Origin of the sequence: Pseudomonas sp. MWU12-3103b (genome assembly GCF_023100615.1) — a bacterium.
GTDB classification, from domain to species: Bacteria; Pseudomonadota; Gammaproteobacteria; order Pseudomonadales; family Pseudomonadaceae; genus Aquipseudomonas; species Aquipseudomonas putida_A.
Window position 1 is genome coordinate 113286 of the sequence record NZ_JALMEY010000010.1, and the last position, 23829, is coordinate 137114.

Consider the following 23829-nt stretch of genomic DNA (forward strand, 5'->3'; position numbering starts at 1 on the left):
CAAACAGTCTTTCTTAGGGGGGAAAGGGCCAATGATAGCTCATTGTCGCTGGAGATCCCTGTGGGAGCGGGCTTGCTCGCGAAAGCGGTGTGTCAGGCAATCAATCACTGACTGAAAGAATGCCTTCGCGAGCAAGCCCGCTCCCACAGGGGGTGTGCGGCGCGATTTACAACGCGTCGCGCGAGGGCTTGCCATCCACCAGCCGCTGGATGCGCAACGGATTGCCATTCTTCAGCGGTTCCGGCAGCAAGCTGTCGGGGTAATTCTGGAAGCACACCGGGCGCAGGAACCGGTCGATCGCCAGCGTCCCCACCGACGTTCCGCGCGCATCCGATGTCGCCGGATACGGTCCGCCATGCACCATCGAATCACACACTTCCACACCCGTCGGATAGCCATTGAGCAGGATCCGTCCGACTTTCTGTTCGAGCAGAGGTGTCAGTTCCGGGAAGCGTTCGAAGTCGGCCTGTTCGCCGATCATCGTCGCCGTCAGTTGGCCGTGCAGCCCATGCAGCGCCGCGCTCAGCTCGGCCTTGTCGGCCACTTCGACGATCACCGTGGTCGGGCCGAACACTTCTTCCTGCAGCACTTCATCGCCGTTGATCAACAGGCTGACGTCTGCCTTGAACAGTTGCGGCTGCGCCTGACTGCCCTGCTGCGGATTACCCGCCAGATGCTCGATGCCGGAATGCGCCAGCAACTTTTGCAGACCTTTGCCATAGCTGCCGAGGGTGCCGGCGTTGAGCATGGTCTGCGCCGGTTGGTCGCCAATCAGCCCGGCGACTTGCTGGACGAAGGCGCTGAACTGCGGCGAGCGGATACCGATGACCAATCCCGGATTGGTGCAGAACTGGCCGCAGCCCTGCACCACTGAAGCGGTCAGATCGCGGGCAATGGTTTCCGAGCGCTCAGCCAAGGCTTGAGGCAGAACGATCACCGGGTTGATGCTCGACATCTCGGCGAACACCGGGATCGGTTGCGGCCGCGCCGCCGCCATGTCGCAGAGTGCCCGACCGCCCTTGAGCGAACCGGTAAAACCCACTGCCTGGATCGCCGGATGCTTGACCAGCCATTCGCCAACGCCACCGCCGTAAATCATGTTGAACACGCCTGCCGGCATCGCGGTTTTTTCGGCGGCACGAATCAGTGCGTCGGCAACAAGTTCAGCGGTTGCCATGTGGCCGCTGTGGGCCTTGAACACCACCGGGCAGCCGGCGGCCAGCGCCGCAGCGGTGTCGCCACCGGCCGTGGAGAACGCCAGCGGGAAGTTGCTCGCACCGAACACTGCGACAGGGCCGAGGCCAATGCGGTATTGGCGCAGATCTGGACGCGGCAATGGCTGACGATCCGGCAATGGCAAATCGATTCGCGCACCGTAGAAATCACCGCGCCGCAGGACTTTGGCGAACAGGCGCATCTGCCCGCTGGTGCGCCCGCGCTCGCCCTGAATCCGCCCCGCAGGCAGCGCGGTTTCGCGGCAGACCAGCGCGACGAAATCATCACCCAAGGCATCCAGTTCATCGGCAATCGCGTCGAGAAATTGCGCGCGGCGTTCGGCGCTGAGGCTGCGATAGACCGGGTACGCTGCGGCGGCGGCTTTGGCGGCGGCATCGACTTCGGCTTCAGTCGCTTGAATGAAATCGTACGGCAGCTGTTCGCCAGTAGTCGCGTCGACGCTTTGCAGTTTGACGTTGCCTGCTGCGATGCGCTGTCCGCCGATGTAGCTGTGGCCAAGAATCTGAGTCATGGGAGCTCCTTAAAGGGTGCCGATGCTGTCCGGTTGAAAAGCCGCTGCTGCCGGGGCGATACCGTTGACCAGCGGGGCGCCGAATTCGGCCTGACTGATTTCAAACCGGTCGCCCGGTTGGGTGCGGATGCCATCGGCGAACGACAGGGTCGCGGTGCCGAAAAAGTGGATGTGCACGTCGCCGGGACGCAGGAACTGGCGGTATTTGAAATGGTGGTATTCAAGGTTGGCGAGGCTGTGGCACATGTTGGCTTCGCCGCTGAGAAATTCGTTTTCCCACAGCACTTCGCCGTTACGCAGGATGCGACTGCTGCCGGCCAGATGCTGCGGCAATTCACCGGTGCGCAGTTCCGGGCCGTAGCTGCAACTGCGCAGTTTCGAGTGGGCCAGGTACAAGTAGTTCTTGCGTTCCATGACGTGGTCGGAGAACTCGTTGCCCACCGCGAAACCGAGGCGATACGGTTTGCCGTCGTGGCCGATGACGTAGAGCCCGGCCATTTCCGGTTCCTCGCCGGCATCCTCGGCAAACGGTGGCAACGGGAACGCCTCGCCCGGACGCACGACGATACTGCCGTCGCCCTTGTAGAACCATTCCGGCTGCACGCCCGCTTGCCCCGCCGCCGGTTTACCGCCCTCCACGCCCCATTTGAAGATGCGCATGGTGTCAGTCATTTGCGCTTCGTCGCCGGCCTGCTGGTGCATCTTGTCCCGCGCCGAGGCGCTGCCCAGGTGCGTGAGGCCGGTGCCGCTGACCAGCAGGTGCGCCGGATCCGGGTGATCCAGCGGCGGCAGGATGCGCCGGTCTTTGAGCAACTGCGCATAGTCATGACTGATGCCCAGGCCGTGGGTGTGTACTTGCTGCTCCAGAGTGCCGCCGGCCTCAATCGCGGCCAGCGCGAGATCGCGTACGCTGCGGGCGTCCTGCACTTCGCGGATCAGCCCGTTGTCGACCACGCCGACGCGGCGCTCGCCGTCATTCAATTCGAATTGAACCAGATGCATATGTCCTCTCCTGTAAACCAGTCTTGAGTTCGGCGCCGATCCATTGTGGGAGTGGGCTTGCTCGCGAATGCGGTGTTTCATTCAACGAATGATGGTGGCTGACCCACCGCATTCGCGAGCAAGCCCGCTCCCACATGGGTTCCATGTTGTTCTGCAGATTCAGGTTCGGGTAGCACCGCGTGCACTGGCGGCGAACTGCTCGACCGGTAGCACGTGTTTGCGCTCAAGCACGCGGTAGACGATTCCGGTAAGAATCAAACCGAACACCATCACCCCGCTGAGGAAATACAGCCCCGAAGCCAGATTCCCGGTGTATTCCTTCAGCGCGCCGATCACGAACGGGCCGATGTAGCCACCGAGGTTGCCCACCGAGTTGATCAGCGCGATCCCCGCCGCCGCACTCGCACCGGCAAAGAACCGCCCGGGCAAGGTCCAGAACACTGCCGTGCAGGAAAACAGCGCGAACGCCACCAGGCACAGCGCCGCCAGTTGCGCCACCGGCAGTGATAGCCATGCACTCAGGAACAGACCGATCGCACCCAGCACATAAAGCACCGCCAGATGGCCGTAGCGATCATTCATGCGGTCGGAGCTGCGCGGCACGATCAGCAGACCGACGATGCCAAAGATGTACGGCACCGCCGAGACGAAACCGGTCACCAGATCGCTGCCGCCGAACTGCTTGATCAGCGTCGGCAGCCACAGGCCGAGGCCATAAATACTCAGGGTCACCGGCAGGTAAAACAGTGCCAGCAGCAACACGCGTTTGTCTTTGAGCGCATGCAGCGGGTTGCCGTGACGGGTCTGGCCGTATTCCTGAAGATCTTTTTTCAGTTCGCCGGTCAGCCAGTCTTTCTCGGCCTGATCCATCCACTTGACGTTCTGCGGGCCGTCGGGCAGCCAGCGCAATACCGGCCAGGTCAGGAGGATCGCCGGGGTGCCGATGACGATGAACAGCCACTGCCAGCCGTGCAGCCCGAGGATGCCGTCCATGCCCAGCAAGCCGCCGGATACCGGGCCGGTGATCATCATCGCGATCGGTTGAGAGAGGATGAACAGGCCAAGGATCTTGCCGCGATGGCGCACCGGGAACCATTGGGTGATGTAGTAGAGAACGCCGGGGAAGAACCCCGCCTCCGCCGCGCCGAGCAGAAAGCGCATCACGTAGAAACTGTGCGGGCCCTGGACGAACGCCATGCCGATGGTGATTGCGCCCCAGGTGATCATGATCCGCGCAAACCAGCGCCGCGCACCGAAGCGTTCGAGCATCAGGTTGCTGGGGATTTCGAGAAGAAAGTAGCCAATGAAAAACAGCCCGGCACCGAGGCCATAGGCCGCGTCACCGATGCCGATGTCGGCGCCCATGTGCAGCTTGGCGAAGCCGACGGCGGAGCGATCCACATAGGCGATCAGGTACAGCAGGATCAGGAAGGGAATCAGTTTCAGCGTGATGCGCCGGACAAGCCGCAGTTCCTGGCTCATGGGATCGGTCTCCGATTGTTGTTTTTATAGAACCTCGGGGGACGCCTCTCGCGGAACACCGTCAGGGCCAATCCCTCCACCGAAAACGACTATATAGTAATACTAATTACCCAACAACACTTCCAAAGCGGCGATTTTGCGCTTATGTTTAGCCGTGACTCGCAAACAATAGTCTTACAATAAGAGAATCGATCATGTCTGAGAAGAAACCCACCCTGCGCTCGGCCCAATGGTTTGGCACTGCCGACAAGAACGGCTTCATGTACCGCAGCTGGATGAAGAATCAGGGCATCGCCGACCACCAGTTTCATGGCAAGCCGATCATCGGCATCTGCAACACCTGGTCGGAACTGACCCCGTGCAACGCGCATTTCCGCCAGATTGCGGAGCACGTCAAACGCGGGGTGATCGAGGCCGGTGGCTTTCCGGTGGAATTCCCGGTGTTCTCCAATGGCGAGTCGAACCTGCGCCCGACCGCCATGCTCACCCGCAACCTGGCAAGCATGGACGTCGAAGAAGCGATTCGCGGCAACCCGATTGACGGCGTGGTGCTGCTGACCGGCTGCGACAAAACCACCCCGGCGCTGCTGATGGGCGCGGCCAGTTGCGATGTGCCGGCGATCGTCGTCACCGGCGGGCCGATGCTCAACGGCAAGCACAAGGGCAAGGACATCGGCTCGGGCACGGTGGTCTGGCAGCTCAGCGAACAGGTCAAGGCCGGCACTATCACCATCGACGATTTCCTCGCGGCCGAGGGCGGCATGTCACGCTCGGCGGGCACCTGCAATACCATGGGCACCGCGTCGACCATGGCTTGCATGGCCGAAGCACTGGGCACGTCCCTGCCGCACAACGCGGCGATTCCGGCAGTCGATGCGCGACGTTACGTGTTGGCGCACATGTCCGGCATGCGCGCGGTGGAGATGGTGCGCGAAGACTTGCGCCTGTCGAAGATCCTGACCAAGGAAGCCTTTGAAAACGCCATTCGGGTCAACGCCGCCATCGGCGGTTCGACCAACGCGGTGATCCACTTGAAAGCCATCGCCGGTCGCATCGGCGTCGAGCTGGATCTGGACGACTGGACCCGCATCGGGCGCGGCATGCCGACCATCGTCGACCTGCAACCGTCCGGGCGTTTCCTGATGGAAGAGTTTTACTACGCCGGTGGCTTGCCGGCGGTGCTGCGCCGTCTCGGCGAAGCCAATCTGATCCCCAATCCCGATGCGCTGACGGTCAACGGCAAGACGCTGGGCGAGAACACCCAGGACGCGCCGATCTACGGCGAGGACGAAGTGATCCGCACCCTCGACAATCCAATCCGCGCTGACGGCGGTATCTGCGTGCTGCGCGGTAATCTGGCACCGCTGGGTGCGGTGCTCAAGCCGTCCGCGGCCACACCTGAACTCATGCAGCATCGCGGTCGTGCGGTGGTGTTTGAAAACTTCGACATGTACAAGGCGCGGATCAATGATCCGGAACTGGATGTCGATAAAGATTCGATTCTGGTGATGAAGAATTGCGGGCCGAAGGGTTATCCGGGCATGGCCGAGGTGGGCAACATGGGCTTGCCGGCCAAGCTGCTGGCTCAGGGCGTGACCGACATGGTGCGCATCTCCGATGCACGGATGAGCGGCACTGCGTATGGCACGGTGGTTTTGCACGTTGCCCCGGAAGCGGCAGCCGGCGGGCCGTTGGCGGTGGTGCAGGAAGGTGACTGGATCGAGCTGGATTGCGCCAGCGGGCGTTTGCATCTGGATATTCCAGATGCCGAACTGGCGGCGCGCATGGCAGATCTGCAACCACCGCAGCAGCTACTGGTCGGCGGCTATCGTCAGCTGTACATCGACCATGTGCTGCAGGCGGATCAGGGTTGTGATTTCGACTTCCTCGTCGGTTGCCGAGGGGCGGAAGTCCCGCGTCATTCCCACTGATCACACAAATCCCTGTGGGAGCGAGCTTGCTCGCGAAGACGGCGGTACATTCAACTGCAATGTTGTTTGACCCACCGCTTTCGCGAGCAAGCTCGCTCCCACAGTTGTTCTTTACCCGCCTCAAGAATGCGCCACGCCTGCTATGATGCGCGGCATCTCCATCGCTCAGGATCGCGCCGTTCCCCATGGATTACCGCAAACCTTCCGACCGTAAAAGCATGCACTCGCGCATTGTCCAGGAACTGGGCATGCAGATCGTCTCCGGACGTTTTTTGCCCGACGACAAACTGCCCGCCGAAGCGCTGTTGTGCGAGGAATATGCGGTGAGCCGGCCGGTGTTGCGCGAAGCCACGCGGGTGCTGGTGGCCAAGGGGCTGGTGTATTCAAAACCGCGCGTCGGCACGGTGGTCAAGGCCCGTCGCGAGTGGCACATGCTCGACCCGGATGTGCTGCACTGGCTGATGCAAAGCAGTCCGCAGAATGAATTCTTCAATGTGCTGACCAGTGTGCGCAGCATCATCGAACCGGCCGCCGCCGCCCTCGCCGCTCAGCACGCGACCGAGGCCGACATCGCCGCCATCGGCGAGGCCTATCAACGCATGGAAGCAGCGCCGACGCCGGAAGCCTTGCTGCAACCGGACCTGGACTTCCACAGCCGCATCGCTGACGCGACCCATAACGATCTGCTGGCGAACCTGTGCAACATGCTTTCGGTGGCGATTGCCGAGGCGTTGAAGCATTCGAATCAACGGCCGAATCTGCATGAACTGGCGTTGCCTCGGCACAAGGCGATTCTTACCGCGATCGAGAACCGTGATGCCCTTGGCGCCCGCCACGCGACGCTGGTTCAGCTGGATGATGCGCGCAGTGCCTTGAGTGTTGTGCTTGGGGCGGATCTTTCGTAAGCCTTGAGACCGCTTGCCCTCACCCTAGCCCTCCCCCCGAGGGAGAGGGGACCGATCCGGGAATATTGACGACCTACACCGACGTGAACGATTTGCTTTGAATCCATAATCGGCTGGTATCTCAAATCTCATGATTTGCTGTGAATCCATAATCGATTCGGTATTTCCAGGTCGATGTATCAAGCCGCACACCTCGGTCAGTCCCCTCTCCCTCTGGGAGAGGGCTAGGGTGAGGGGCTTTTGATCTTGACTCATAAAAAAGCCGCAACCCTAAGGTTGCGGCTTCGTCGTTTCAGGCATCCGGATCAGTGAGCAAACAGCGAATTGCCCTTCTGCCCCGCCAGCTTCTCCGGTTTGATCAGGAACTTCGCCAGCGCCGGCAGCAGCCACAGCGCACCGAACATGTTCCACAGCAACATGAAGGTCAGCATCAGGCCCATGTCGGCCTGGAACTTGATCGCCGAGAAGATCCAGGTGCACACGCCGATGGCCAGGCACAGACCGGTGAACAGCACCGCTTTACCGGTGGATTTCAGGGTCTGGTAATAGGCTTCCTGCAACGGCAGCCCGGCGCGCAGGAAACTTTCCAGTCGGCTGTAGATGTAGATCCCGTAGTCCACGCCGATCCCCACGCCCAGCGCCACCACCGGCAGGGTCGCGACTTTGACGCCGATGCCCATGAACGCCATCAGCGCGTTGCCCAGTACCGAGGTCAGTACCAGCGGCAGGACGATGCACAGAGTCGCCGCCCATGAACGGAAGGTGATCATGCACATCACCGCGACGCAGATGTACACCAGGATCAGGATGGTCAGTTCGGCCTGTTTGATCACTTCATTGGTGGCCGCTTCGATCCCGGCGTTACCGGCGGCGAGGATGAATTCAAGACCGTCCTTGTTGTTGGCCTTGGCGAATTCCTGCACCGCGTGTACCGCACGGTCGAGGGTTTCGGCCTTGTGGTCGTTGAGGAAGATCAACACCGGCGCCAGCGAACAGCTGTTGTTGTACAGGCCGTCGGCGCGGGCGATCGAGTTGTTCAGCACATCCGGGTTGCGCGACAGGGTTTCCCATTTCAGGTTGCCCTCGTTCATGCCCTTGATCATCTGCTTGGACACGGTCACCAGCGAGATCGCCGACTGCACGCCCTCGGTGTTCTGCATCTTCCACATCAGCTCATCGATCGGCGCCATGGCTTCGTAGCGCGAGCAGCCTTCCGTGGCGGTCTTGACCATCACCACCAGCACATCGGAACTGGTGGAGTAGTTGTTGATGATGAAGTTGTTGTCCTTGTTGTAGCGCGAGTCCGGACGCAGCTCCGGTGCACCCTGGTCGAGGTCGCCGATTTTCAGGTTCTGGCTGTACCAGAGGCCGCCGCCGAAAGCGATCAGCGCCAAAGCGATGGAGATCGGTGCGACTTTCGGGCTGGCGAAGTTCGACAGGAAGCGCCAGAACGGATGTTCGCGATTCGCGTCCTTCTTGCTCTTGGCAATCGCGCGCTTGCTGATGCCGACATAGGAAATCGCCACCGGCAGCAGGATCAGGTTGGTGAACACGATCACCGCCACGCCGATGGAGGCGCCGATCGCCAGTTCGCGGATCACCCCGATGTCGATGATCAGCAGCGTGATGAAGCCCACGGCGTCAGCGAGAATCGCGATCATCCCCGGCAGGAACAGTTGCCGGAAGGTGCGCCGCGCCGCGGTCAGGGCGTTGTCAGCTTCACTCGATTGCAGGGCGATCCCGTTGATCTTCTGCACGCCGTGGGAAATGCCGATGGCAAAGATCAGGAACGGCACCAGCATCGAGTACGGATCCAGCCCGAAACCGAAGAAGTGCATCAGCCCGAGCTGCCAGACCACCGCCACCAGCGTGGTGCTCAACACCGCCACGGTACTGCGCAGGCAGTTGGTGAACCACAGCAGCAGGATCAGGGTGATGACGAAGGCGATGCCGAAGAACATCACCACCATCACCAGACCGTCGATCAGGTCACCGACCTTCTTGGCGAAACCGACGATGTGGATCTTGACGTTGGGGTTCTGCGCTTCGAACTTGTTGCGGATCTTGTCTTCGAGTTCATGGGAGAACTGGCGGTAGTCCAGCGCCAGCAGCTTGCCCTGATCCTGCGGGTCCGGGTAGGACTCCAGCAGCGGGATGTCGACGATGCTCGACTTGAAGTCATTGGACACCAGACGCCCGACCTGCCCCGACTTGAGGACGTTGTTGCGCAGCATGTCGAGGCTGTCCGGCGAGCCGTCGTAGCTCTGCGGAATCACTTCACCGCCGGCAAAACCTTCCTCGGTCACTTCGGTCCAGCGTACGCTCGGACTCCACAGCGACTTGAGGCCGGAACGGTCGACGCCGGAGATGTAGAACACTTCGTCGTTGATCTGCCGCAGGGTCTCCATGTACTCCTTGGAGAAGATGTCGCCGTCTTTGGCTTCCACCGAAATCCGTACGGTGTTGCCCAGGTTCGCCAGATCGTTGCGGTGCTCCATCATCTTCTCGATGAACGGATGCTTGAGCGGGATCATTTTTTCGAAACTGGTGGATGGGCGAATCAGCGTGGCCTGCCAGAACAGGAAAATGCTGACCACCAGGCAGATCAGGATCACGGCCGGGCGGTTGTTGAAAATCAGACGTTCGAGGAGCGTCGCTTTGTCCTGCTGAGGAGTGATCAAGGAAGTCATAGCCCCGCCTTCTTATTATTGATCTCGGCGCCGTTGGGCTGCGTGGTGTGCACGCCGCCCTGCCCGGTCAGAATCAGATTGCCGTCACCGGCCGCCGTCACCGAGGACAGCGAGATGCGGTCCGGGCGGTTGAACACGCTGAAGGTTTCGCCGTTGTCGCTGCTGCTGATCACCGAGCCGCCGTTGCCGACGATCACAATCGAGCCATCCGCGAGCAGGGTCGCGCCGGACAGACCGAACTCCAGCGTACCGCGCGCAGCCTTGAGTTCGACCTGCTGCCAGGTGCTGCCGAAATCGCTGGAGCGGTAGAGGTTGCCGCGCAGGCCGTAGGCCAACAGAGTCTGCGCCTGCGCGGTGCCGATCACGCCGAACAGCGAGCCTTGATACGGGCCCTGGATTTTCTCCCAGGTCTGGCCCCAGTCCGGGGAGCGGAACATGCTGCCCTGCTCGCCGACGATGAACAGCCCGGCGTCCTTGACGGCGGCGATGGCGTTGAGGTGGAACTGATCCTGATTGTCGAGGCGGTCGCTGACGTCTTGCCAGTTCTTGCCGCCGTCGGTGGTTTCCAGCAGCGCACCGTAAGCACCGACCGCAACACCGTGATTAACGTCCTGGAACCAGACGTCGAGCAGCGGTGCTTCGCGCTTGAGGTCTTCGAACTGTTTGCTCCAGGTCAGGCCGCCGTCTTCGCTGGCGAGAATCTGCGCGTCGTGACCGACAGCCCAGCCGTGCTTGTCGTCGACGAAATACACCGCCGTCAGCAGTTGCCGGGTCGGCACCTTGGCCTGGGTCCAGGTCTTGCCCTGGTCATCGGAATAGAGAATGTGCCCGCGATCACCCACCGCCACCAACCGGGTGCCGGCGTGGACAACATCGAGTATCAGGCTTTTGGCGGCTTTGGCCGATTCGGTGGAATACACCCCGTCGGCGGGCGCTTCGGCGGCCAGCACGGGTGCCGACAAGGCAGCACAGCCCAGCAGTGTGAGGGCTGTGGCCAGCAACGCGGTGTTGCGAAACGCCGGCGGGCGGCAACGACTCATAGACCTTCCCCTATTTATTATTGTTAGGCCATTGGGCCTTAGGGCGCCGCAAGGGTGCTCGTGGTAACTGACAGGTCACAAGCATAGCCGTGAAACCCGCAGTCCAGAGCGCCTTGGGAAGCTGGCTCATCCTATCGGGCTTTGGAAACGTCTGACAATCGGCGCCACGTTATCTTTTGTTAACCGGATGACCCTCCTGTCAGCGGTGATTTCCATCGTGGGAGGGGGCTTGCTCCCGAAGACGCTGTGTCAGGCACCCGAGATGTCGACTGATCCACCGCTTTCGGGAGCAAGCCCCCTCCCACAGGGTGTAATGGTGTTTGTGAGATTGGGGCTGGCAGTGAATACACCGCCATTCGCCGGATGGATCCGGCAAATCTTGCGTGGGGGACTTGCACGATCGGTATTATGGTATACCATCAGACGCACAGACACTCTCAATCCCCTTACGGAGCAGCTCATGAGTTTCGAAATTCGCAAGATCGTCAGCTATGTCGAAGAAACCTTCATCGAAGGCGGCAAGGCCACTGACAAGCCAGTGACCATGGTCGGCCTGGCCGTGGTGATGAAAAACCCGTGGGTCGGCAACGGTTTCGTTGAGGATCTGAAACCGCAGATCCGCGCCAACTGCTCCGACCTCGGCGCGCTGATGGTCGAGCGGCTGGTGGGCATCATCGGCGGTGCCGAGAAGATCGAGGCTTACGGCAAGGCAGCAGTGGTCGGCGCCGACGGCGAAATCGAACACGCCTCGGCGGTGATCCACACCCTGCGCTTCGGCAATCACTACCGCGAAGCGGTCAAGGCCAAGAGCTACCTGAGCTTCACCAACAAGCGCGGCGGCCCGGGCACTTCGATTCAGATCCCGATGATGCACAAGGACGACGAAGGCCAGCGTTCGCACTACATCACTCTGGAAATGCAGATCGAAGACGCGCCGCGTGCCGACGAAATCGTGGTGGTGCTCGGGTGCGCCGACGGTGGTCGCCTGCACCCGCGCATCGGCAACCGCTACATCGATCTGGAAGAACTGGCCGCCGAAAAAGCCCAGTAATCACAATAAAAAGGCATTGCAGGAGCGCTCCATGATTCGGCTCACCGCTGAACTCACCCCGGCTGGCACCAGTTACCTGGCGACCGGCCAAGGCCAGCCCGTGGTCTTGATCCACGGCGTGGGCCTGAACAAAGAAATGTGGGGCGGCCAGATCGTTGGCCTGTCTGCCCAGTACCAGGTGATCGCCTACGACATGCTCGGCCACGGCGCCAGCCCGCGCCCGGCCAGCGGCACCGGCCTGCTCGGTTATGCCGATCAGTTGCTGGAGCTGCTCGATCACCTGAATCTGCCTCAGGCTGCGGTGATCGGTTTCTCCATGGGCGGACTGGTGGCACGGGCGTTTGCCCTGCACTACCCGGAGCGCCTGCAAAGCCTGGTGGTGCTTAACAGCGTGTTCAACCGCAGTGAAGAACAGCGCGCCGGGGTTATCGCCCGTACCGCGCAGGCCGCTGAGCACGGCCCGGATGCCAACGCCGAAGCGGCGCTGTCGCGCTGGTTCAGCCGTGAATATCAGGCGGCCAACCCGGCGCAGATCGCAGCCATTCGTCAGACCTTGGCCGGCAATGACCCGCAGGGTTACCTGACCACTTACGAACTGTTCGCCACGCAGGACATGTACCGCGCCGACGACCTCGGCAGCATCCAGGCGCCGACGCTGATCGCCACCGGCGAACTCGACCCCGGTTCCACCCCGGAAATGGCCGAGCAACTGGCCCGACGCATCCCCGGCGCGAAGGTTGCGGTGCTGTCCGAGCAACGGCATATGATGCCGGTAGAGTCGCCGCGGCTGGTCAACCAGACGCTGCTGGAATTTCTCGAATTCGCACACTCCCGACAAAACCCTATAAAGGGGATCGTTGCATGACACTCGCACGCTTCCAGATGTGCATCGGCGGAGAATGGGTCGACGCCCTCTCCGGCAAGACCTTCGAAAGCCTCAACCCGGCCAGCGCGCAAGCCTGGGCCGAGCTGCCTGATGCCGATGAAGCCGATGTCGAACGCGCCGTGCAAGCGGCGCAGACGGCTTTCGACAGCCCGGCCTGGCGCGGCCTCACCGCCACCGCACGCGGCAAACTGCTGCGCCGTCTCGGTGACCTGATCGCGGAAAACAAGGAACAACTGGCGCAGCTGGAAAGCCGCGACAACGGCAAACTGATCCGCGAAACCCGGGGTCAGGTCGGCTATCTGCCGGAGTTCTTCCACTACACCGCAGGCCTGGCCGACAAGCTCGAAGGCGGCACCCTGCCGCTGGATAAGCCCGACCTGTTTGCCTACACCGTGCACGAAGCGATGGGTGTGGTTGCCGCGATCATTCCGTGGAACAGCCCGCTGTACCTGACCGCGATCAAACTGGCGCCGGCCCTCGCAGCCGGCAACACCATCGTGATCAAGCCGTCCGAGCACGCCTCGGCGACCATCCTTGAGCTGGCGCGACTGGCCCTCGAAGCCGGGATTCCGCCGGGCGTGGTCAACGTCGTCACCGGTTACGGCCCGAGCACCGGCGCCGCCCTCACCCGTCATCCGCTGATCCGCAAGATCGCCTTTACCGGCGGCGCGGCCACGGCCCGGCACGTGGTGCGCAGCAGCGCCGAAAACTTCGCCAAACTGTCGCTGGAACTCGGCGGCAAATCGCCGAACATCATCTTCGCCGACGCCGATCTGGACAGCGCGATCAACGGCGCGATTGCCGGGATCTATGCGGCCTCGGGCCAGAGCTGCGTGTCCGGCTCACGTTTGCTGGTGCAGGACGAAATCTACGACGAGTTCGTCAATCGACTGGTCGAACGCGCCCAGCGCATCCGCATCGGCAACCCGCAGGAAGACCACAGCGAAATGGGTCCGATGGCCACCGCGCAGCAATTGGCGGTGGTCGAAGGTCTGGTTGCTGATGCCCTTGCTGAAGGCGCGCGGTTGCGCACCGGCGGCAAGCGTCCGACTAATCTCGGTGACGGCTGGTTCTACGAGCCGACGCTGTTCGAGTGCGACCGCAACTCGATGAAGATCATGCAGGAAGAAGTCTTCGGCCCGGTGGCATCGGTGATTCGCTTCAAAGACGAAGCCGAGGCGCTGGCAATCGCCAACGACTCGCAATTCGGCCTCGCCGCCGGCATCTGGACTCGCGACCTGGGCCGCGCCCATCGTCTGGCGCGGGATGTGCGTTCGGGAATTATCTGGGTCAACACCTACCGCGCGGTGTCGGCGATGGCGCCGATCGGCGGCTTCAAGAACAGTGGCTATGGACGCGAAAGCGGCATCGATTCGGTGCTGGCCTATACCGAACTGAAAACGGTGTGGATCAATCTCTCTCAGGCACCGATGCCTGATCCGTTTGTGATGCGCTAGGAGTCCTGCGACATGATCGAACCCGGCATTTACAAAGACGTCATGAGCTCGTTTCCGTCCGGAGTCACGGTGGTCACCACCCTCGGCCCGGAGGGCGGCATCGTCGGCATCACCGCCAGCGCCTTCAGCGCGCTGTCGATTGATCCGGCGCTGGTGCTGTTCTGCCCCAACTACGCTTCCGACACCTACCCGGTGCTGCGCGACAGCAAGAAATTCGCAATCCATTTGCTGTCCGCCGACCAGACCGCCGAGGCCTACGCTTTCGCCGGTAAAGGCAAGGACAAGGCTAACGGCATCGAATGGCATTTGAGCGAACTCGGTAACCCGATCCTCGCCAAGGCCACAGCAATCATCGAGTGCGAGTTGTGGCGTGAATACGACGGTGGTGATCACGCGATCATTGTCGGCGCGGTGAAGAACCTGATCCTGCCCGAGCAACCGGTGACGCCGATGATTTATCACAAGGGCAAGCTCGGGCCGTTGCCAACCCTGGCCTGATGGATACATAGATCCCACTGTGGAACTGCCCATTGTGGTGAGGGGATTTATCCCCGACCGGCTGCGAAGCAGTCGTAAGATCCTTGCACGCGGTGTGTCTGGCAATTCGCGGTTGCAGGTTTGGGGGCGCTTCGCACCCCGTCGGGGATAAATCCCCTCACCACAGGTTTCATTCCAAAAGGGGGTCTCTGTTGTGAGGAGGAATGATGAGTAACGAAAAGTACGAAAAAGGCCTGAAGATCCGCACCCAGGTGCTGGGCGAAGCCTACGTGCAGCGCTCCATCGACAACGCCGACGACTTCACCCGCCCACTGCAGGAAATGGTCACCGAATACTGCTGGGGCCATGTCTGGGGCCGTGAGGGTTTGTCGCTCAAGGAGCGCAGCATGATCAACCTGGCGATGATCTCGGCGCTCAACCGTCCGCACGAACTCAAGCTGCATGTGCGCGGCGCCTTGCGTAACGGCCTGAGTCGTGAGCAAATACGCGAAATTCTGCTTCAGGTCGGTATTTATTGCGGCGTCCCGGCAGCCGTGGACAGTTTCCGGCTCGCCCGTGAAGCCTTCGCCGAAGCCGACGCCGAGGCCTCCAGTTAACCCCTCGGCTGTTTTGATGCCCGTCTGGCATGGACAGCCACAGTAAAGAGCGGACCCCATGAAACGCCAGCCACTCGACGACAGCTTCAAGGTCAATCGCAACCCCGTTACCCTGCGCGAAATCGTGCTGGATAAACTGCGTAGCGCGATCATGAATTTTCAGCTCATGCCCGGTGATCGTCTGGTGGAGCGCGATCTGTGCGACCGCCTCGGTGTCAGCCGCACATCGGTGCGCGAAGCCTTGCGCCACCTGGAGTCCGAAGGTCTGGTCGAGTTCGCCGATGCCAAAGGCCCACGGGTGGCGATCATCACCCTTGCCGATGCAGTCGACATCTATGAGCTGCGCTGCGTGCTCGAAGGCCTGATCGTCCAGCTGTTCACCCTGCGTGCCAAGGCCAAGGACATCAAGGCCCTGGAAAAAGCCCTCGACGAGAACCGCAAGGCGCTCAAGGACGGCGAACTGCAGCAGGTGATCGACTCGGTGCAGGGCTTCTACGACGTACTGCTCGAAGGCTCGGGCAACCACGTTGCGGCCACTCAATTGCGCCAGTTGCAGGCGCGCATCAGCTACCTGCGGGCGACCTCGGTGTCCCAGGAAAACCGTCGCGGCGCCAGTAACCACGAAATGGAAAAAATGGTCGAGGCGATCAAGAGCGGCGATCCGCTGGCGGCGCATCAGGCCTGTGTCGATCACGTGCGCGCCGCTGCGGCCGTGGCCCTCGACTACCTCAAGCGCAAACAGGAAGAGACTGGCGCCACGCCGAACATCACTCTGCCGATCGCGCTGAAAGAACCGCGTATAGGTCACTGACATGTTCAGCCCGAGCTTTTGCCCGAAATGCGGTGGCCCTGACCTCGGTCAGCAGGTACCGCCGGGCGATACGCACGAGCGCCTGATGTGCCGCGGCTGCGGCTATATCCACTACGTCAATCCGAAGATCATCGCCGGCTGCATCATCGAGCAGGACGGCAAATACCTCTTGTGCCAACGGGCGATCCCCCCGCGTCCGGGCACCTGGACACTGCCGGCCGGCTTCATGGAAAGCGGCGAGACCACCGAGCAGGCGGCGCTGCGTGAAGTCTGGGAAGAAAGCGGCGTGCGCGCGGAAATCGTCTCGCCCTATTCGATTTTCAGCGTGCCGAAGATCAGCGAGGTGTACATCATCTTCCGCGCAATCGCGCTGGAGATCACCGGCCAGTTCGGCCCGGAAACCCTGGACTACAAATTCTTCGCCCCCGAGGACATTCCGTGGGAGCAGATCTATTACCCGGCGATCCGGCAGATTCTTGAGCGTTACATCGAGGAGCGTCAGGCCGGGGTGTATGGGATCTACATGGGCAATGATGACAGCGGGAAAATCCACTTTATCCGCTGATCACCACCTATCCCCCTGTGGGAGCGGGCTTGCTCGCGAATGCGGTCAATCATTCAACATTTCTATCGACTGACACGACGCCTTCGCGAGCAAGCCCGCTCCCACAGGGGATTTTCGGTGTTGCTTAAAGTGGGGCGATGCCTTCTACGATGACGATCTCCGCCCTCGCCCATTCCTCGCGATAACGTTTCGCCTCCTGATACGCCGCCGAGTGGTAGCACGCCACGGCCTTCTCATAGCTCTCGAATTCGATCACCACGCTACGCTGAGGGGTAGCCCTGCCCTCCAGCGCCTGGCTGCGTCCGCCCCGGGCCAGAAATTTCGCGCCGAACGCGGCGAAGGCTGCCGGTGCGCGCTGGGTGTATTGGCTGTAATGCTCGGCATCGTCGACATCCACGTGGGCAATCCAGTACGCCTTCATAGTGACCTCTTTGTTGATTTTGTATTATGGTATACCAATATTATTTGCAACCAACCCTGAGAGTCCAGCATGGCCTTCAACAGCATCGAAGAAATCCTCGAAGATTATCGCCTCGGCAAAATGGTCCTGCTGGTCGATGACGAAGATCGGGAAAACGAAGGCGACCTGCTGCTGGCCGCCGACTGCTGCACACCCGAGGCGATCAGCTTCATGGCGCGTGAGGCGCGCGGGCTGATTTGCCTGACACTGACCGACGAGCACTGCCAGCGCCTGGGCCTTGAGCAAATGGTGCCGAGCAACGGCAGCGTGTTCAGTACCGCGTTTACCGTGTCGATTGAAGCGGCGGTCGGCGTGACTACTGGCATTTCTGCGGCTGACCGTGCGCGTACGGTCGCGGCCGCCGTCGCTAAAGACGCCCGCGCTGAAGACCTGGTGCAACCCGGGCACATCTTCCCGCTGCGCGCCAAGGAAGGCGGCGTGCTGACCCGCGCCGGCCACACCGAGGCCGGCTGCGACCTCGCCCGCCTCGCCGGTTTCACCCCGGCCTCGGTGATCGTCGAGGTGATGAACGACGACGGCACCATGGCCCGGCGTCCGGATCTGGAAGTGTTCGCCCGTAAGCACGGAATCAAGATCGGCACCATCGCTGACCTGATTCATTATCGCCTGAGCACCGAGCACACCATCGAACGCATCGGCGAACGTGAGCTGCCGACGGTGCATGGCACGTTCCGTCTGATCACCTTTGAAGACCGCATTGAGGGCGGTGTGCACATGGCGATGGTCATGGGCGATCTGCGCCGCGAAGAGCCGACGTTAGTACGCGTGCATGTGATCGATCCGCTGCGTGATCTGGTCGGCGCCGAGTACAGCGGGCCAAGCAACTGGACGCTGTGGGCGGCGTTGCAACGGGTCGCGGCGGAAGGTCATGGGGTTGTGGTGGTGTTGGCCAATCATGAATCGTCGCAGGCGCTACTGGAGCGCGTGCCGCAACTGACCCAGCCGCCGCGGCAGTTCAGCCGCTCGCAATCACGGATTTATTCGGAGGTGGGCACCGGGGCGCAGATTCTGCAGAACCTGGGGGTGGGCAAGCTGCGGCATCTGGGGCCGCCGCTCAAATATGCCGGGTTGACCGGGTATGACCTGGAGGTGGTCGAGAGCATCCCCTTCACCGAATAACACTGCCCTCACCCCAGCCCTCTCCCGGAGTTAGAGGGAGCCGACCGAGTTGTTCTACCGCTATACATCGACCTGAAACTGCGAGTCGAACTCAAGTTTTAAACAGCATGGAGATCGGCTCCCTTTCCCCTCTCCCATTGGGAGAGGGCTGGGGTGAGGGGCTGGTTCTAAAGTGCGCCCTATGACTCGTGCCGAGCACGGGCAAAAAACCAGAATCAACAGATAACCGGTAAGGCAAAGTGCTTGCACAAAGTTTGGAATACCATAATATGATATTCCATAGACCGAACGACCTGAAAAACCGTCCGGCTACTGCTCCCGACAGGCGGGCAACAACGCAAGCCCGCTCAAAAACACAACAATGAGGGCGTAAAAATGGTGTTGAACAAAGCTGCAACCGCAATCCTTTTTGCGGGACTGCTGAGCGTGACCGGCCAGGCTGCAATGGCCGCCGAAAGCGTGAACTTCGTCAGCTGGGGCGGTAGCACCCAGGATGCGCAGAAACAGGCCTGGGCCGATCCGTTCAGCAAGGCCAGCGGCATCACCGTGGTGCAAGACGGCCCGACCGACTACGGCAAACTCAAAGCCATGGTCGAGAGCGGTAACGTGCAATGGGACGTGGTCGATGTCGAAGCCGACTTTGCCCTGCGCGCCGCTTCCGAAGGCCTGCTCGAACCCCTCGATTTCAAAGTCATCCAGCGCGACAAGATCGACCCGCGTTTCGTCAGCGATTACGGCGTCGGCTCGTTCTTCTTCTCCTTCGTCCTCGGCTACAACGAAGGCAAGCTCGGCGCGGCCAAGCCGCAAGACTGGACCGCGCTGTTCGACACCAAGACCTACCCCGGCAAACGCGCCCTGTACAAATGGCCAAGCCCCGGCGTGCTCGAACTGGCGCTGCTGGCCGACGGCGTAGCGGCCGACAAGCTCTACCCGCTGGATCTGGATCGCGCCTTCAAGAAACTCGACACCATCAAGAAAGACATCGTCTGGTGGGGCGGCGGCGCGCAGTCGCAGCAACTGCTGGCCTCCGGTGAAGCGAGCATGGGTCAGTTCTGGAACGGCCGGATTCACGCTCTGCAGGAAGACGGCGCGCCGGTGGGTGTGAGCTGGAAACAGAACCTCGTCATGGCCGACATTCTGGTGATTCCAAAGGGTTCGAAAAACAAGGACGCGGCGATGAAGTTTCTGGCCAACGCCAGCAGTGCCAAAGGCCAGGCCGACTTCTCCAACCTGACCGCCTACGCCCCGGTCAACGTCGACAGCGTGGCGCGCCTGGACTCGGTGCTGGCCCCGAACCTGCCGACGGCTTACGCCAAGGATCAGATCACTCTTGATTTCGCGTACTGGGCCAAGAACGGTCAAGCCATCGCGACACGGTGGAACGAATGGCTGGTCAAATGAAAATGGCGGCCACTGCGCCCCGTCCTGCAACGGTGACCGGGAGCGCCACCGGCGTTGCCGGCTCGACCCCCTCCCTCAGACAACGCTGGAAAGGTGCCGGCAATCTCGCCCCGGCACTATTGTTCCTCGGTTTATTCTTCCTGGCGCCGTTGATTGGCCTGCTGTTGCGCGGCGTGCTCGAACCGACCCCGGGCCTTGGCAACTATGAACAACTGTTCGCCAACTCGGCGTATGCACGGGTGCTGCTCAACACCTTTTCGGTGGCCGGACTGGTAACGATTTTCAGCCTGTTGCTGGGCTTTCCGCTGGCCTGGGCGATCACCCTGGTGCCGCGCGGCTGGGGCCGCTGGATTCTCAACATCGTGCTGCTGTCGATGTGGACCAGCCTGCTCGCCCGCACCTATTCGTGGCTGGTGCTGCTGCAAGCCTCGGGCGTGATCAACAAGGCGCTGATGGCGCTGGGGATCATCGATCAGCCGCTGGAAATGGTGCACAACCTCACCGGCGTGGTGATCGGCATGAGCTACATCATGATCCCGTTCATCGTCCTGCCGTTGCAGGCGACCATGCAGGCCATCGACCCGATGATCCTGCAGGCCGGCTCGATCTGCGGCGCCAGTCCGTGGACCAACTTTTTCCGGGTGTTCCTGCCGCTGTGCCGGCCGGGCCTGGCGTCCGGCGGGTTGATGGTGTTCGTGATGTCGCTCGGGTACTACGTCACCCCGGCGCTGCTGGGTGGGGCGCAGAACATGATGCTGCCGGAGTTCATCATTCAGCAGGTGCAATCGTTCCTCAACTGGGGCCTGGCCAGTGCCGGCGCCGCGTTGCTGATCGCGATCACGCTGGTGCTGTTCTACTTCTACCTGAAGCTTCAGCCGGAATCCCCGGTTGGCGCCAGCAACACGAGGTAAGCCGAGATGCTCCTGACTCCCAATGCCATGAGCCGGCGGATGCGTTTCGGCTTGTATGCAACCACCGGACTGATCGGTTTGTTCCTGCTGTTGCCGATCGTGTTCATCGTCCTGCTGTCGTTCGGCTCGTCGCAGTGGCTGGTGTTCCCACCGCCGGGCTGGACGCTGAAATGGTACGGCCAGTTCTTCTCCAACGCCGACTGGATGAACGCTGCGGCGGCCAGCCTCAAGGTTGCCGTGCTGACGACGATCTGCGCCGTGGCCCTCGGTCTGCCAACCGCGTTTGCGCTGGTGCGCGGGCGCTTTCCCGGTCGGGAAATGCTCTACGGTCTGTTCACCCTGCCGATGATCGTGCCGCTGGTGATCATCGCGGTGGCGGTGTACGCGCTATTTCTCAAGCTCGGTTACACCGGGACCATGTTTGCCTTCGTGGTCAGCCATGTGATCGTCGCGCTGCCGTTCACCATCATCTCGATCATCAACTCGCTGAAGCTGTTCGATCAGTCGATTGAAGACGCGGCGGTGATCTGCGGCGCCTCACGCCTGCAAGCGGTGTTCAAGGTGACGTTCCCGGCGATCCGTCCGGGCATGGTCGCCGGCGCCCTCTTCGCCTTTCTGGTTTCGTGGGACGAAGTGGTGCTCAGCGTGATGATGGCCAGCCCGACCCTGCAAACCCTTCCCGTAAAAATGTGGACCACTTTGCGCCAGGACCTGACCCCGGTGATCGCCGTCGCTTCGACGCTGCTGATCGGCCTGTCGGTATTGGTCATGGTGATCGCCGCCGCGCTGCGCCGGCGCAACGAAATCAGCGCCTGAGCGCCCAGGAGTACGACATGAGTGCCGTGATCAAAGACGCATCCCAGCAGAACGACAAACCCCTGGTCAGCCTGCGCAATCTGAACAAGCACTACGGCGACTTTGCCGCCGTCGACAACATCTCGCTGGACATCAAGGACGGCGAGTTCCTGACCTTCCTCGGTTCCAGCGGCTCGGGCAAAAGCACCACGCTGTCGATGCTCGCCGGGTTCGAAACCCCGAGCAGCGGCGAGATCCTGGTCAACGGTCAGTCGCTGGTCAACGTGCCGCCGCACAAACGCGACATCGGCATGGTGTTCCAGCGCTATTCGCTGTTCCCGCATCTGTCGGTGCGCGACAACATCGCTTTCCCGTTGGCGATTCGCAAACTCGCCGCCGCCGAACGTGACAAGCGTGTCGATGCGATGTTGAAACTGGTGCAGCTCGAACAATTCGCCCATCGCCGCCCTTCGCAACTCTCTGGCGGCCAGCAGCAACGCGTCGCCATCGCCCGGGCGCTGGTCTACGAGCCACGCATTCTGCTGATGGACGAACCGCTCGGTGCGCTGGACAAAAAACTGCGTGAAGACCTGCAGGATGAACTGCGCCAGCTGCATCGGCGCCTGGGCATCACCATCGTCTACGTGACCCACGATCAGGAAGAATCCATGCGCCTGTCGCAGCGCATCGCGATTTTCAGTCACGGCAAGATTGTTGGTTTGGGCAGCGGTTATGACCTGTATCAGAATCCGCCGAATGCGTTTGTCGCGTCGTTCCTCGGCAACTCGAACTTCCTCAAGCTCAAGGCCCAGGGCAATGCGGCGGCTTCGTTTGAAGGACAGTCATTGTCGATTCGCCTGACCGCAGGCTTGCATACCGATCAGGATGTACTGCTGATGGTGCGTCCGGAAAAGGCGGTGGCGCTGAGCGTGCAACAGGCGAGCGAAGAGCCGTTGGCGGCGGGTTGGAATGAGGTGTCGGCGCAAGTAGTGGAAGTGTTGTTCCTTGGCGAAAGCCAGACGTGCAGCGTGGTGACGTCGGGCGGTACTTCGATGACGGTTAAAGCGCTGTCGGCGGCGGGCATGCCGCTCAAGGCTGGCGATCCGGTGCGAGTGCGCTGGGCCACGGCGGATGCCTGCGTCTACACCGAATGGGCTGAAAGCGACCTCAACAAAGCGGCCGGTTCTCACTGATAGCGTGTCGTCTGTGGGATTCCCCCCCTCACCCCAGCCCTCTCCCCCAAGGGGGCGAGGGGGAAAGGGAGCCGATCACCATGATGGTCAAGACCTGGGTTCGACCCGATATTTCAGGTCGGCGTAACTCGTCCAGACAATCCAGTCAGTCCCCTCTCCCTCCGGGAGAGGGCTAGGGTGAGGGAAGCTGTCAGCACGGTCTCAGGGAATAGCGCGGTAGCCTTCAATCTGATCCGGCCACGCCGTGAGAATTTCGAAGCCGGTTTCGGTCACCGCGACCATATGCTCCCACTGCGCCGACAGCGAGCCATCCTTGGTCAGCACCGTCCAGCCATCCGGCATGTTCTTCACATGGCGCTTGCCGGCATTGAGCATGGGTTCGACGGTGAAGATCATCCCCGCCTTGAGCTTCATGCCCTGATTGGGAAAACCGTAATGCAGGATCTGCGGTTCATCGTGATACACCTTGCCAATGCCATGCCCGCAGTACTCGCGCACCACGCTGAAACCTTCGCTCTCCGCCAGGCTCTGGATCGCATGACCGATGTCGCCCAGTGTCGCGCCCGGACGCACCATGCGGATGCCCGCGCACATCGCGTCGTAGGTGGTCTTGATCAGGTGTTGTGCTTCAGGCGTCGCCTCGCCGACCACGTACATGCGGCTGGTGTCGCCGAACCAGCCGTCCTTGATCACTGCGATGTCGAGGTTGACGATGTCGCCGTCTTTCAACGGTGTGCCCGACGGGATGCCGTGGCACACCACGTCGTTGACCGAGGCGCAGACGGTTTTCGGGAAACCGTGATAACCGACGTTGGCCGGAATCGCTTTCTGCACGTTGACGATGTAATCGTTGCACAACCGATCCAGCTCATCGGTCGTCACCCCAGCCTTGACGTGCGGCACCAGCATCGCCAGCACTTCGGCGGCGAGTTTGCCCGCCGCACGTGACTTCGCGATTTCCGCAGGGGTATTGATCTTGATCTGATTTCTCATGCGCTGACGGCTTCCTGAGTCAGTTGATGCAGATCCAGCCCGCCGTTCTGTTCGGCGCGGATCAGCAAGCGGCAAATGGCGCTGTGGTCGAGGTTGGGGTGCAGCTCGGCGAGCATGCCGATGCGCATCCAGTGCTCGGCCTGCGCGTTGATCGAGCGGCTGAGCGCGGTGCTGGAGATACGCAGGTTCTCGTGCATGTCTTCTGAAATCTTTACGATGCCCATATCCGAATCCGATACGAAGTGTATATGGATCGTATATTAGCCAAGGGACGC

General features: G+C 61.4%; 22 protein-coding genes. 14 read left to right on the forward strand and 8 right to left on the reverse strand.

All coding sequences use genetic code 11. The features are described 5' to 3' along the window. Positions 1-166 precede the first annotated feature (166 nt). From M0808_RS16640 to M0808_RS16650, 3 genes are all read right to left on the reverse strand, one after another. Positions 167-1747, reverse strand: a complete 1581-nt coding sequence (locus tag M0808_RS16640) for an aldehyde dehydrogenase (NADP(+)) (RefSeq protein WP_247841916.1) — start codon at positions 1745-1747, stop codon at positions 167-169. 9 nt (positions 1748-1756) lie between these two features. Beyond that, a complete protein-coding gene (gene araD1, locus M0808_RS16645; protein ID WP_247841917.1) occupies positions 1757-2749 on the reverse strand; it encodes an AraD1 family protein in 993 nt (330 codons plus the stop codon). A gap of 159 nt (positions 2750-2908) precedes the next feature. Beyond that, positions 2909-4231 carry an MFS transporter gene (locus M0808_RS16650; protein ID WP_047598395.1) on the reverse strand — a complete coding sequence of 441 codons (1323 nt, stop codon included), beginning with the start codon at positions 4229-4231 and terminating at the stop codon, positions 2909-2911. Positions 4232-4425: 194 nt separating this feature from the next. Between M0808_RS16650 and M0808_RS16655 the strand changes: the two genes are divergently transcribed. Together M0808_RS16655 and M0808_RS16660 are read left to right on the forward strand one after the other, a co-directional pair. Beyond that, the gene (locus M0808_RS16655) at positions 4426-6162 is read left to right on the forward strand and encodes an IlvD/Edd family dehydratase (protein ID WP_247841918.1); all 1737 of its coding nucleotides are present in this window, start codon (positions 4426-4428) and stop codon (positions 6160-6162) included. 185 nt (positions 6163-6347) lie between these two features. Further along, positions 6348-7067: a FadR/GntR family transcriptional regulator gene (locus M0808_RS16660; RefSeq protein ID WP_041062520.1), complete on the forward strand. Its 720-nt coding sequence runs from the start codon at positions 6348-6350 to the stop codon at positions 7065-7067. 305 nt (positions 7068-7372) lie between these two features. Here M0808_RS16660 and M0808_RS16665 read toward each other — a convergent pair whose 3' ends face one another. Together M0808_RS16665 and M0808_RS16670 are read right to left on the reverse strand one after the other, a co-directional pair. Beyond that, positions 7373-9757, reverse strand: coding sequence for an RND family transporter (locus M0808_RS16665; protein ID WP_103369119.1), 2385 nt, complete (start codon positions 9755-9757; stop codon positions 7373-7375). Next, positions 9754-10797, reverse strand: coding sequence for a YCF48-related protein (locus M0808_RS16670; RefSeq protein ID WP_247841919.1), 1044 nt, complete (start codon positions 10795-10797; stop codon positions 9754-9756). Before M0808_RS16670 ends, M0808_RS16665 begins: the two co-directional genes overlap by 4 nt. A gap of 460 nt (positions 10798-11257) precedes the next feature. Between M0808_RS16670 and M0808_RS16675 the strand changes: the two genes are divergently transcribed. The 7 genes from M0808_RS16675 to M0808_RS16705 all read left to right on the forward strand — a co-directional run bounded on the left by M0808_RS16675 (position 11258) and on the right by M0808_RS16705 (position 16661). Then, complete coding sequence (locus tag M0808_RS16675; protein ID WP_098964278.1) at positions 11258-11848, forward strand: amino acid synthesis family protein; 591 nt, start codon at positions 11258-11260, stop codon at positions 11846-11848. Positions 11849-11879: 31 nt separating this feature from the next. Beyond that, complete coding sequence (locus M0808_RS16680; protein ID WP_247841920.1) at positions 11880-12713, forward strand: alpha/beta fold hydrolase; 834 nt, start codon at positions 11880-11882, stop codon at positions 12711-12713. Beyond that, positions 12710-14191 (forward strand): aldehyde dehydrogenase, encoded by a 1482-nt coding sequence (locus M0808_RS16685; protein ID WP_247841921.1) that lies wholly within the window; start codon positions 12710-12712, stop codon positions 14189-14191. The genes M0808_RS16680 and M0808_RS16685 overlap by 4 nt, the downstream gene beginning before the upstream one ends. A gap of 12 nt (positions 14192-14203) precedes the next feature. Next, a complete protein-coding gene (locus M0808_RS16690; RefSeq protein WP_247841922.1) occupies positions 14204-14689 on the forward strand; it encodes a flavin reductase family protein in 486 nt (161 codons plus the stop codon). Between the two features lie 206 nt (positions 14690-14895). Beyond that, the gene (locus M0808_RS16695) at positions 14896-15285 is read left to right on the forward strand and encodes a carboxymuconolactone decarboxylase family protein (protein ID WP_027613073.1); all 390 of its coding nucleotides are present in this window, start codon (positions 14896-14898) and stop codon (positions 15283-15285) included. A 58-nt stretch (positions 15286-15343) separates the two neighbouring features. Next, complete coding sequence (locus tag M0808_RS16700) at positions 15344-16096, forward strand: GntR family transcriptional regulator (RefSeq protein WP_007968636.1); 753 nt, start codon at positions 15344-15346, stop codon at positions 16094-16096. 1 nt (position 16097) lies between these two features. Then, positions 16098-16661: an NUDIX hydrolase gene (locus tag M0808_RS16705; protein WP_098964282.1), complete on the forward strand. Its 564-nt coding sequence runs from the start codon at positions 16098-16100 to the stop codon at positions 16659-16661. Between the two features lie 124 nt (positions 16662-16785). Here the strand turns inward: M0808_RS16705 and M0808_RS16710 are convergent, their stop codons facing one another. Beyond that, positions 16786-17082, reverse strand: a complete 297-nt coding sequence (locus M0808_RS16710) for a DUF1330 domain-containing protein (RefSeq protein ID WP_247841923.1) — start codon at positions 17080-17082, stop codon at positions 16786-16788. Between the two features lie 69 nt (positions 17083-17151). Between M0808_RS16710 and ribBA the strand changes: the two genes are divergently transcribed. The 5 genes from ribBA (at position 17152) to M0808_RS16735 (ending at position 22561) form a co-directional block, all read left to right on the forward strand. Beyond that, positions 17152-18261, forward strand: coding sequence for a bifunctional 3,4-dihydroxy-2-butanone-4-phosphate synthase/GTP cyclohydrolase II (ribBA, locus tag M0808_RS16715; protein WP_222014934.1), 1110 nt, complete (start codon positions 17152-17154; stop codon positions 18259-18261). 375 nt (positions 18262-18636) lie between these two features. After that, a complete protein-coding gene (locus M0808_RS16720; RefSeq protein ID WP_135295989.1) occupies positions 18637-19662 on the forward strand; it encodes an ABC transporter substrate-binding protein in 1026 nt (341 codons plus the stop codon). After that, positions 19659-20573, forward strand: coding sequence for an ABC transporter permease (locus tag M0808_RS16725; RefSeq protein ID WP_247841993.1), 915 nt, complete (start codon positions 19659-19661; stop codon positions 20571-20573). The genes M0808_RS16720 and M0808_RS16725 overlap by 4 nt, the downstream gene beginning before the upstream one ends. 6 nt (positions 20574-20579) lie before the next feature. Further along, positions 20580-21389, forward strand: a complete 810-nt coding sequence (locus M0808_RS16730) for an ABC transporter permease (RefSeq protein WP_025111627.1) — start codon at positions 20580-20582, stop codon at positions 21387-21389. A 17-nt stretch (positions 21390-21406) separates the two neighbouring features. Next, positions 21407-22561 carry an ABC transporter ATP-binding protein gene (locus tag M0808_RS16735; RefSeq protein WP_247841924.1) on the forward strand — a complete coding sequence of 385 codons (1155 nt, stop codon included), beginning with the start codon at positions 21407-21409 and terminating at the stop codon, positions 22559-22561. Between the two features lie 201 nt (positions 22562-22762). On the opposite strand, the gene map is transcribed toward M0808_RS16735, so the two are convergent. Then, complete coding sequence (gene map, locus M0808_RS16740) at positions 22763-23554, reverse strand: type I methionyl aminopeptidase (protein WP_247841925.1); 792 nt, start codon at positions 23552-23554, stop codon at positions 22763-22765. Then, positions 23551-23778, reverse strand: a complete 228-nt coding sequence (locus tag M0808_RS16745) for a ParD-like family protein (RefSeq protein ID WP_025111624.1) — start codon at positions 23776-23778, stop codon at positions 23551-23553. The genes map and M0808_RS16745 overlap by 4 nt, the downstream gene beginning before the upstream one ends. Positions 23779-23829: the final 51 nt, after the last annotated feature.

What these genes read in the sequence shown, in the direction of transcription:
- M0808_RS16640 (WP_247841916.1), bottom strand. Translation starts at nt 1,747, where the DNA reads ATGACTCAGATTCTTGGCCACAGCTACATCGGCGGACAGCGCATCGCA.
- araD1 (WP_247841917.1), bottom strand. Translation starts at nt 2,749, where the DNA reads ATGCATCTGGTTCAATTCGAATTGAATGACGGCGAGCGCCGCGTCGGC.
- M0808_RS16650 (WP_047598395.1), bottom strand. Translation starts at nt 4,231, where the DNA reads ATGAGCCAGGAACTGCGGCTTGTCCGGCGCATCACGCTGAAACTGATT.
- M0808_RS16655 (WP_247841918.1), top strand. Translation starts at nt 4,426, where the DNA reads ATGTCTGAGAAGAAACCCACCCTGCGCTCGGCCCAATGGTTTGGCACT.
- M0808_RS16660 (WP_041062520.1), top strand. Translation starts at nt 6,348, where the DNA reads ATGGATTACCGCAAACCTTCCGACCGTAAAAGCATGCACTCGCGCATT.
- M0808_RS16665 (WP_103369119.1), bottom strand. Translation starts at nt 9,757, where the DNA reads ATGACTTCCTTGATCACTCCTCAGCAGGACAAAGCGACGCTCCTCGAA.
- M0808_RS16670 (WP_247841919.1), bottom strand. Translation starts at nt 10,797, where the DNA reads ATGAGTCGTTGCCGCCCGCCGGCGTTTCGCAACACCGCGTTGCTGGCC.
- M0808_RS16675 (WP_098964278.1), top strand. Translation starts at nt 11,258, where the DNA reads ATGAGTTTCGAAATTCGCAAGATCGTCAGCTATGTCGAAGAAACCTTC.
- M0808_RS16680 (WP_247841920.1), top strand. Translation starts at nt 11,880, where the DNA reads ATGATTCGGCTCACCGCTGAACTCACCCCGGCTGGCACCAGTTACCTG.
- M0808_RS16685 (WP_247841921.1), top strand. Translation starts at nt 12,710, where the DNA reads ATGACACTCGCACGCTTCCAGATGTGCATCGGCGGAGAATGGGTCGAC.
- M0808_RS16690 (WP_247841922.1), top strand. Translation starts at nt 14,204, where the DNA reads ATGATCGAACCCGGCATTTACAAAGACGTCATGAGCTCGTTTCCGTCC.
- M0808_RS16695 (WP_027613073.1), top strand. Translation starts at nt 14,896, where the DNA reads ATGAGTAACGAAAAGTACGAAAAAGGCCTGAAGATCCGCACCCAGGTG.
- M0808_RS16700 (WP_007968636.1), top strand. Translation starts at nt 15,344, where the DNA reads ATGAAACGCCAGCCACTCGACGACAGCTTCAAGGTCAATCGCAACCCC.
- M0808_RS16705 (WP_098964282.1), top strand. Translation starts at nt 16,098, where the DNA reads ATGTTCAGCCCGAGCTTTTGCCCGAAATGCGGTGGCCCTGACCTCGGT.
- M0808_RS16710 (WP_247841923.1), bottom strand. Translation starts at nt 17,082, where the DNA reads ATGAAGGCGTACTGGATTGCCCACGTGGATGTCGACGATGCCGAGCAT.
- ribBA (WP_222014934.1), top strand. Translation starts at nt 17,152, where the DNA reads ATGGCCTTCAACAGCATCGAAGAAATCCTCGAAGATTATCGCCTCGGC.
- M0808_RS16720 (WP_135295989.1), top strand. Translation starts at nt 18,637, where the DNA reads ATGGTGTTGAACAAAGCTGCAACCGCAATCCTTTTTGCGGGACTGCTG.
- M0808_RS16725 (WP_247841993.1), top strand. Translation starts at nt 19,659, where the DNA reads ATGAAAATGGCGGCCACTGCGCCCCGTCCTGCAACGGTGACCGGGAGC.
- M0808_RS16730 (WP_025111627.1), top strand. Translation starts at nt 20,580, where the DNA reads ATGCTCCTGACTCCCAATGCCATGAGCCGGCGGATGCGTTTCGGCTTG.
- M0808_RS16735 (WP_247841924.1), top strand. Translation starts at nt 21,407, where the DNA reads ATGAGTGCCGTGATCAAAGACGCATCCCAGCAGAACGACAAACCCCTG.
- map (WP_247841925.1), bottom strand. Translation starts at nt 23,554, where the DNA reads ATGAGAAATCAGATCAAGATCAATACCCCTGCGGAAATCGCGAAGTCA.
- M0808_RS16745 (WP_025111624.1), bottom strand. Translation starts at nt 23,778, where the DNA reads ATGGGCATCGTAAAGATTTCAGAAGACATGCACGAGAACCTGCGTATC.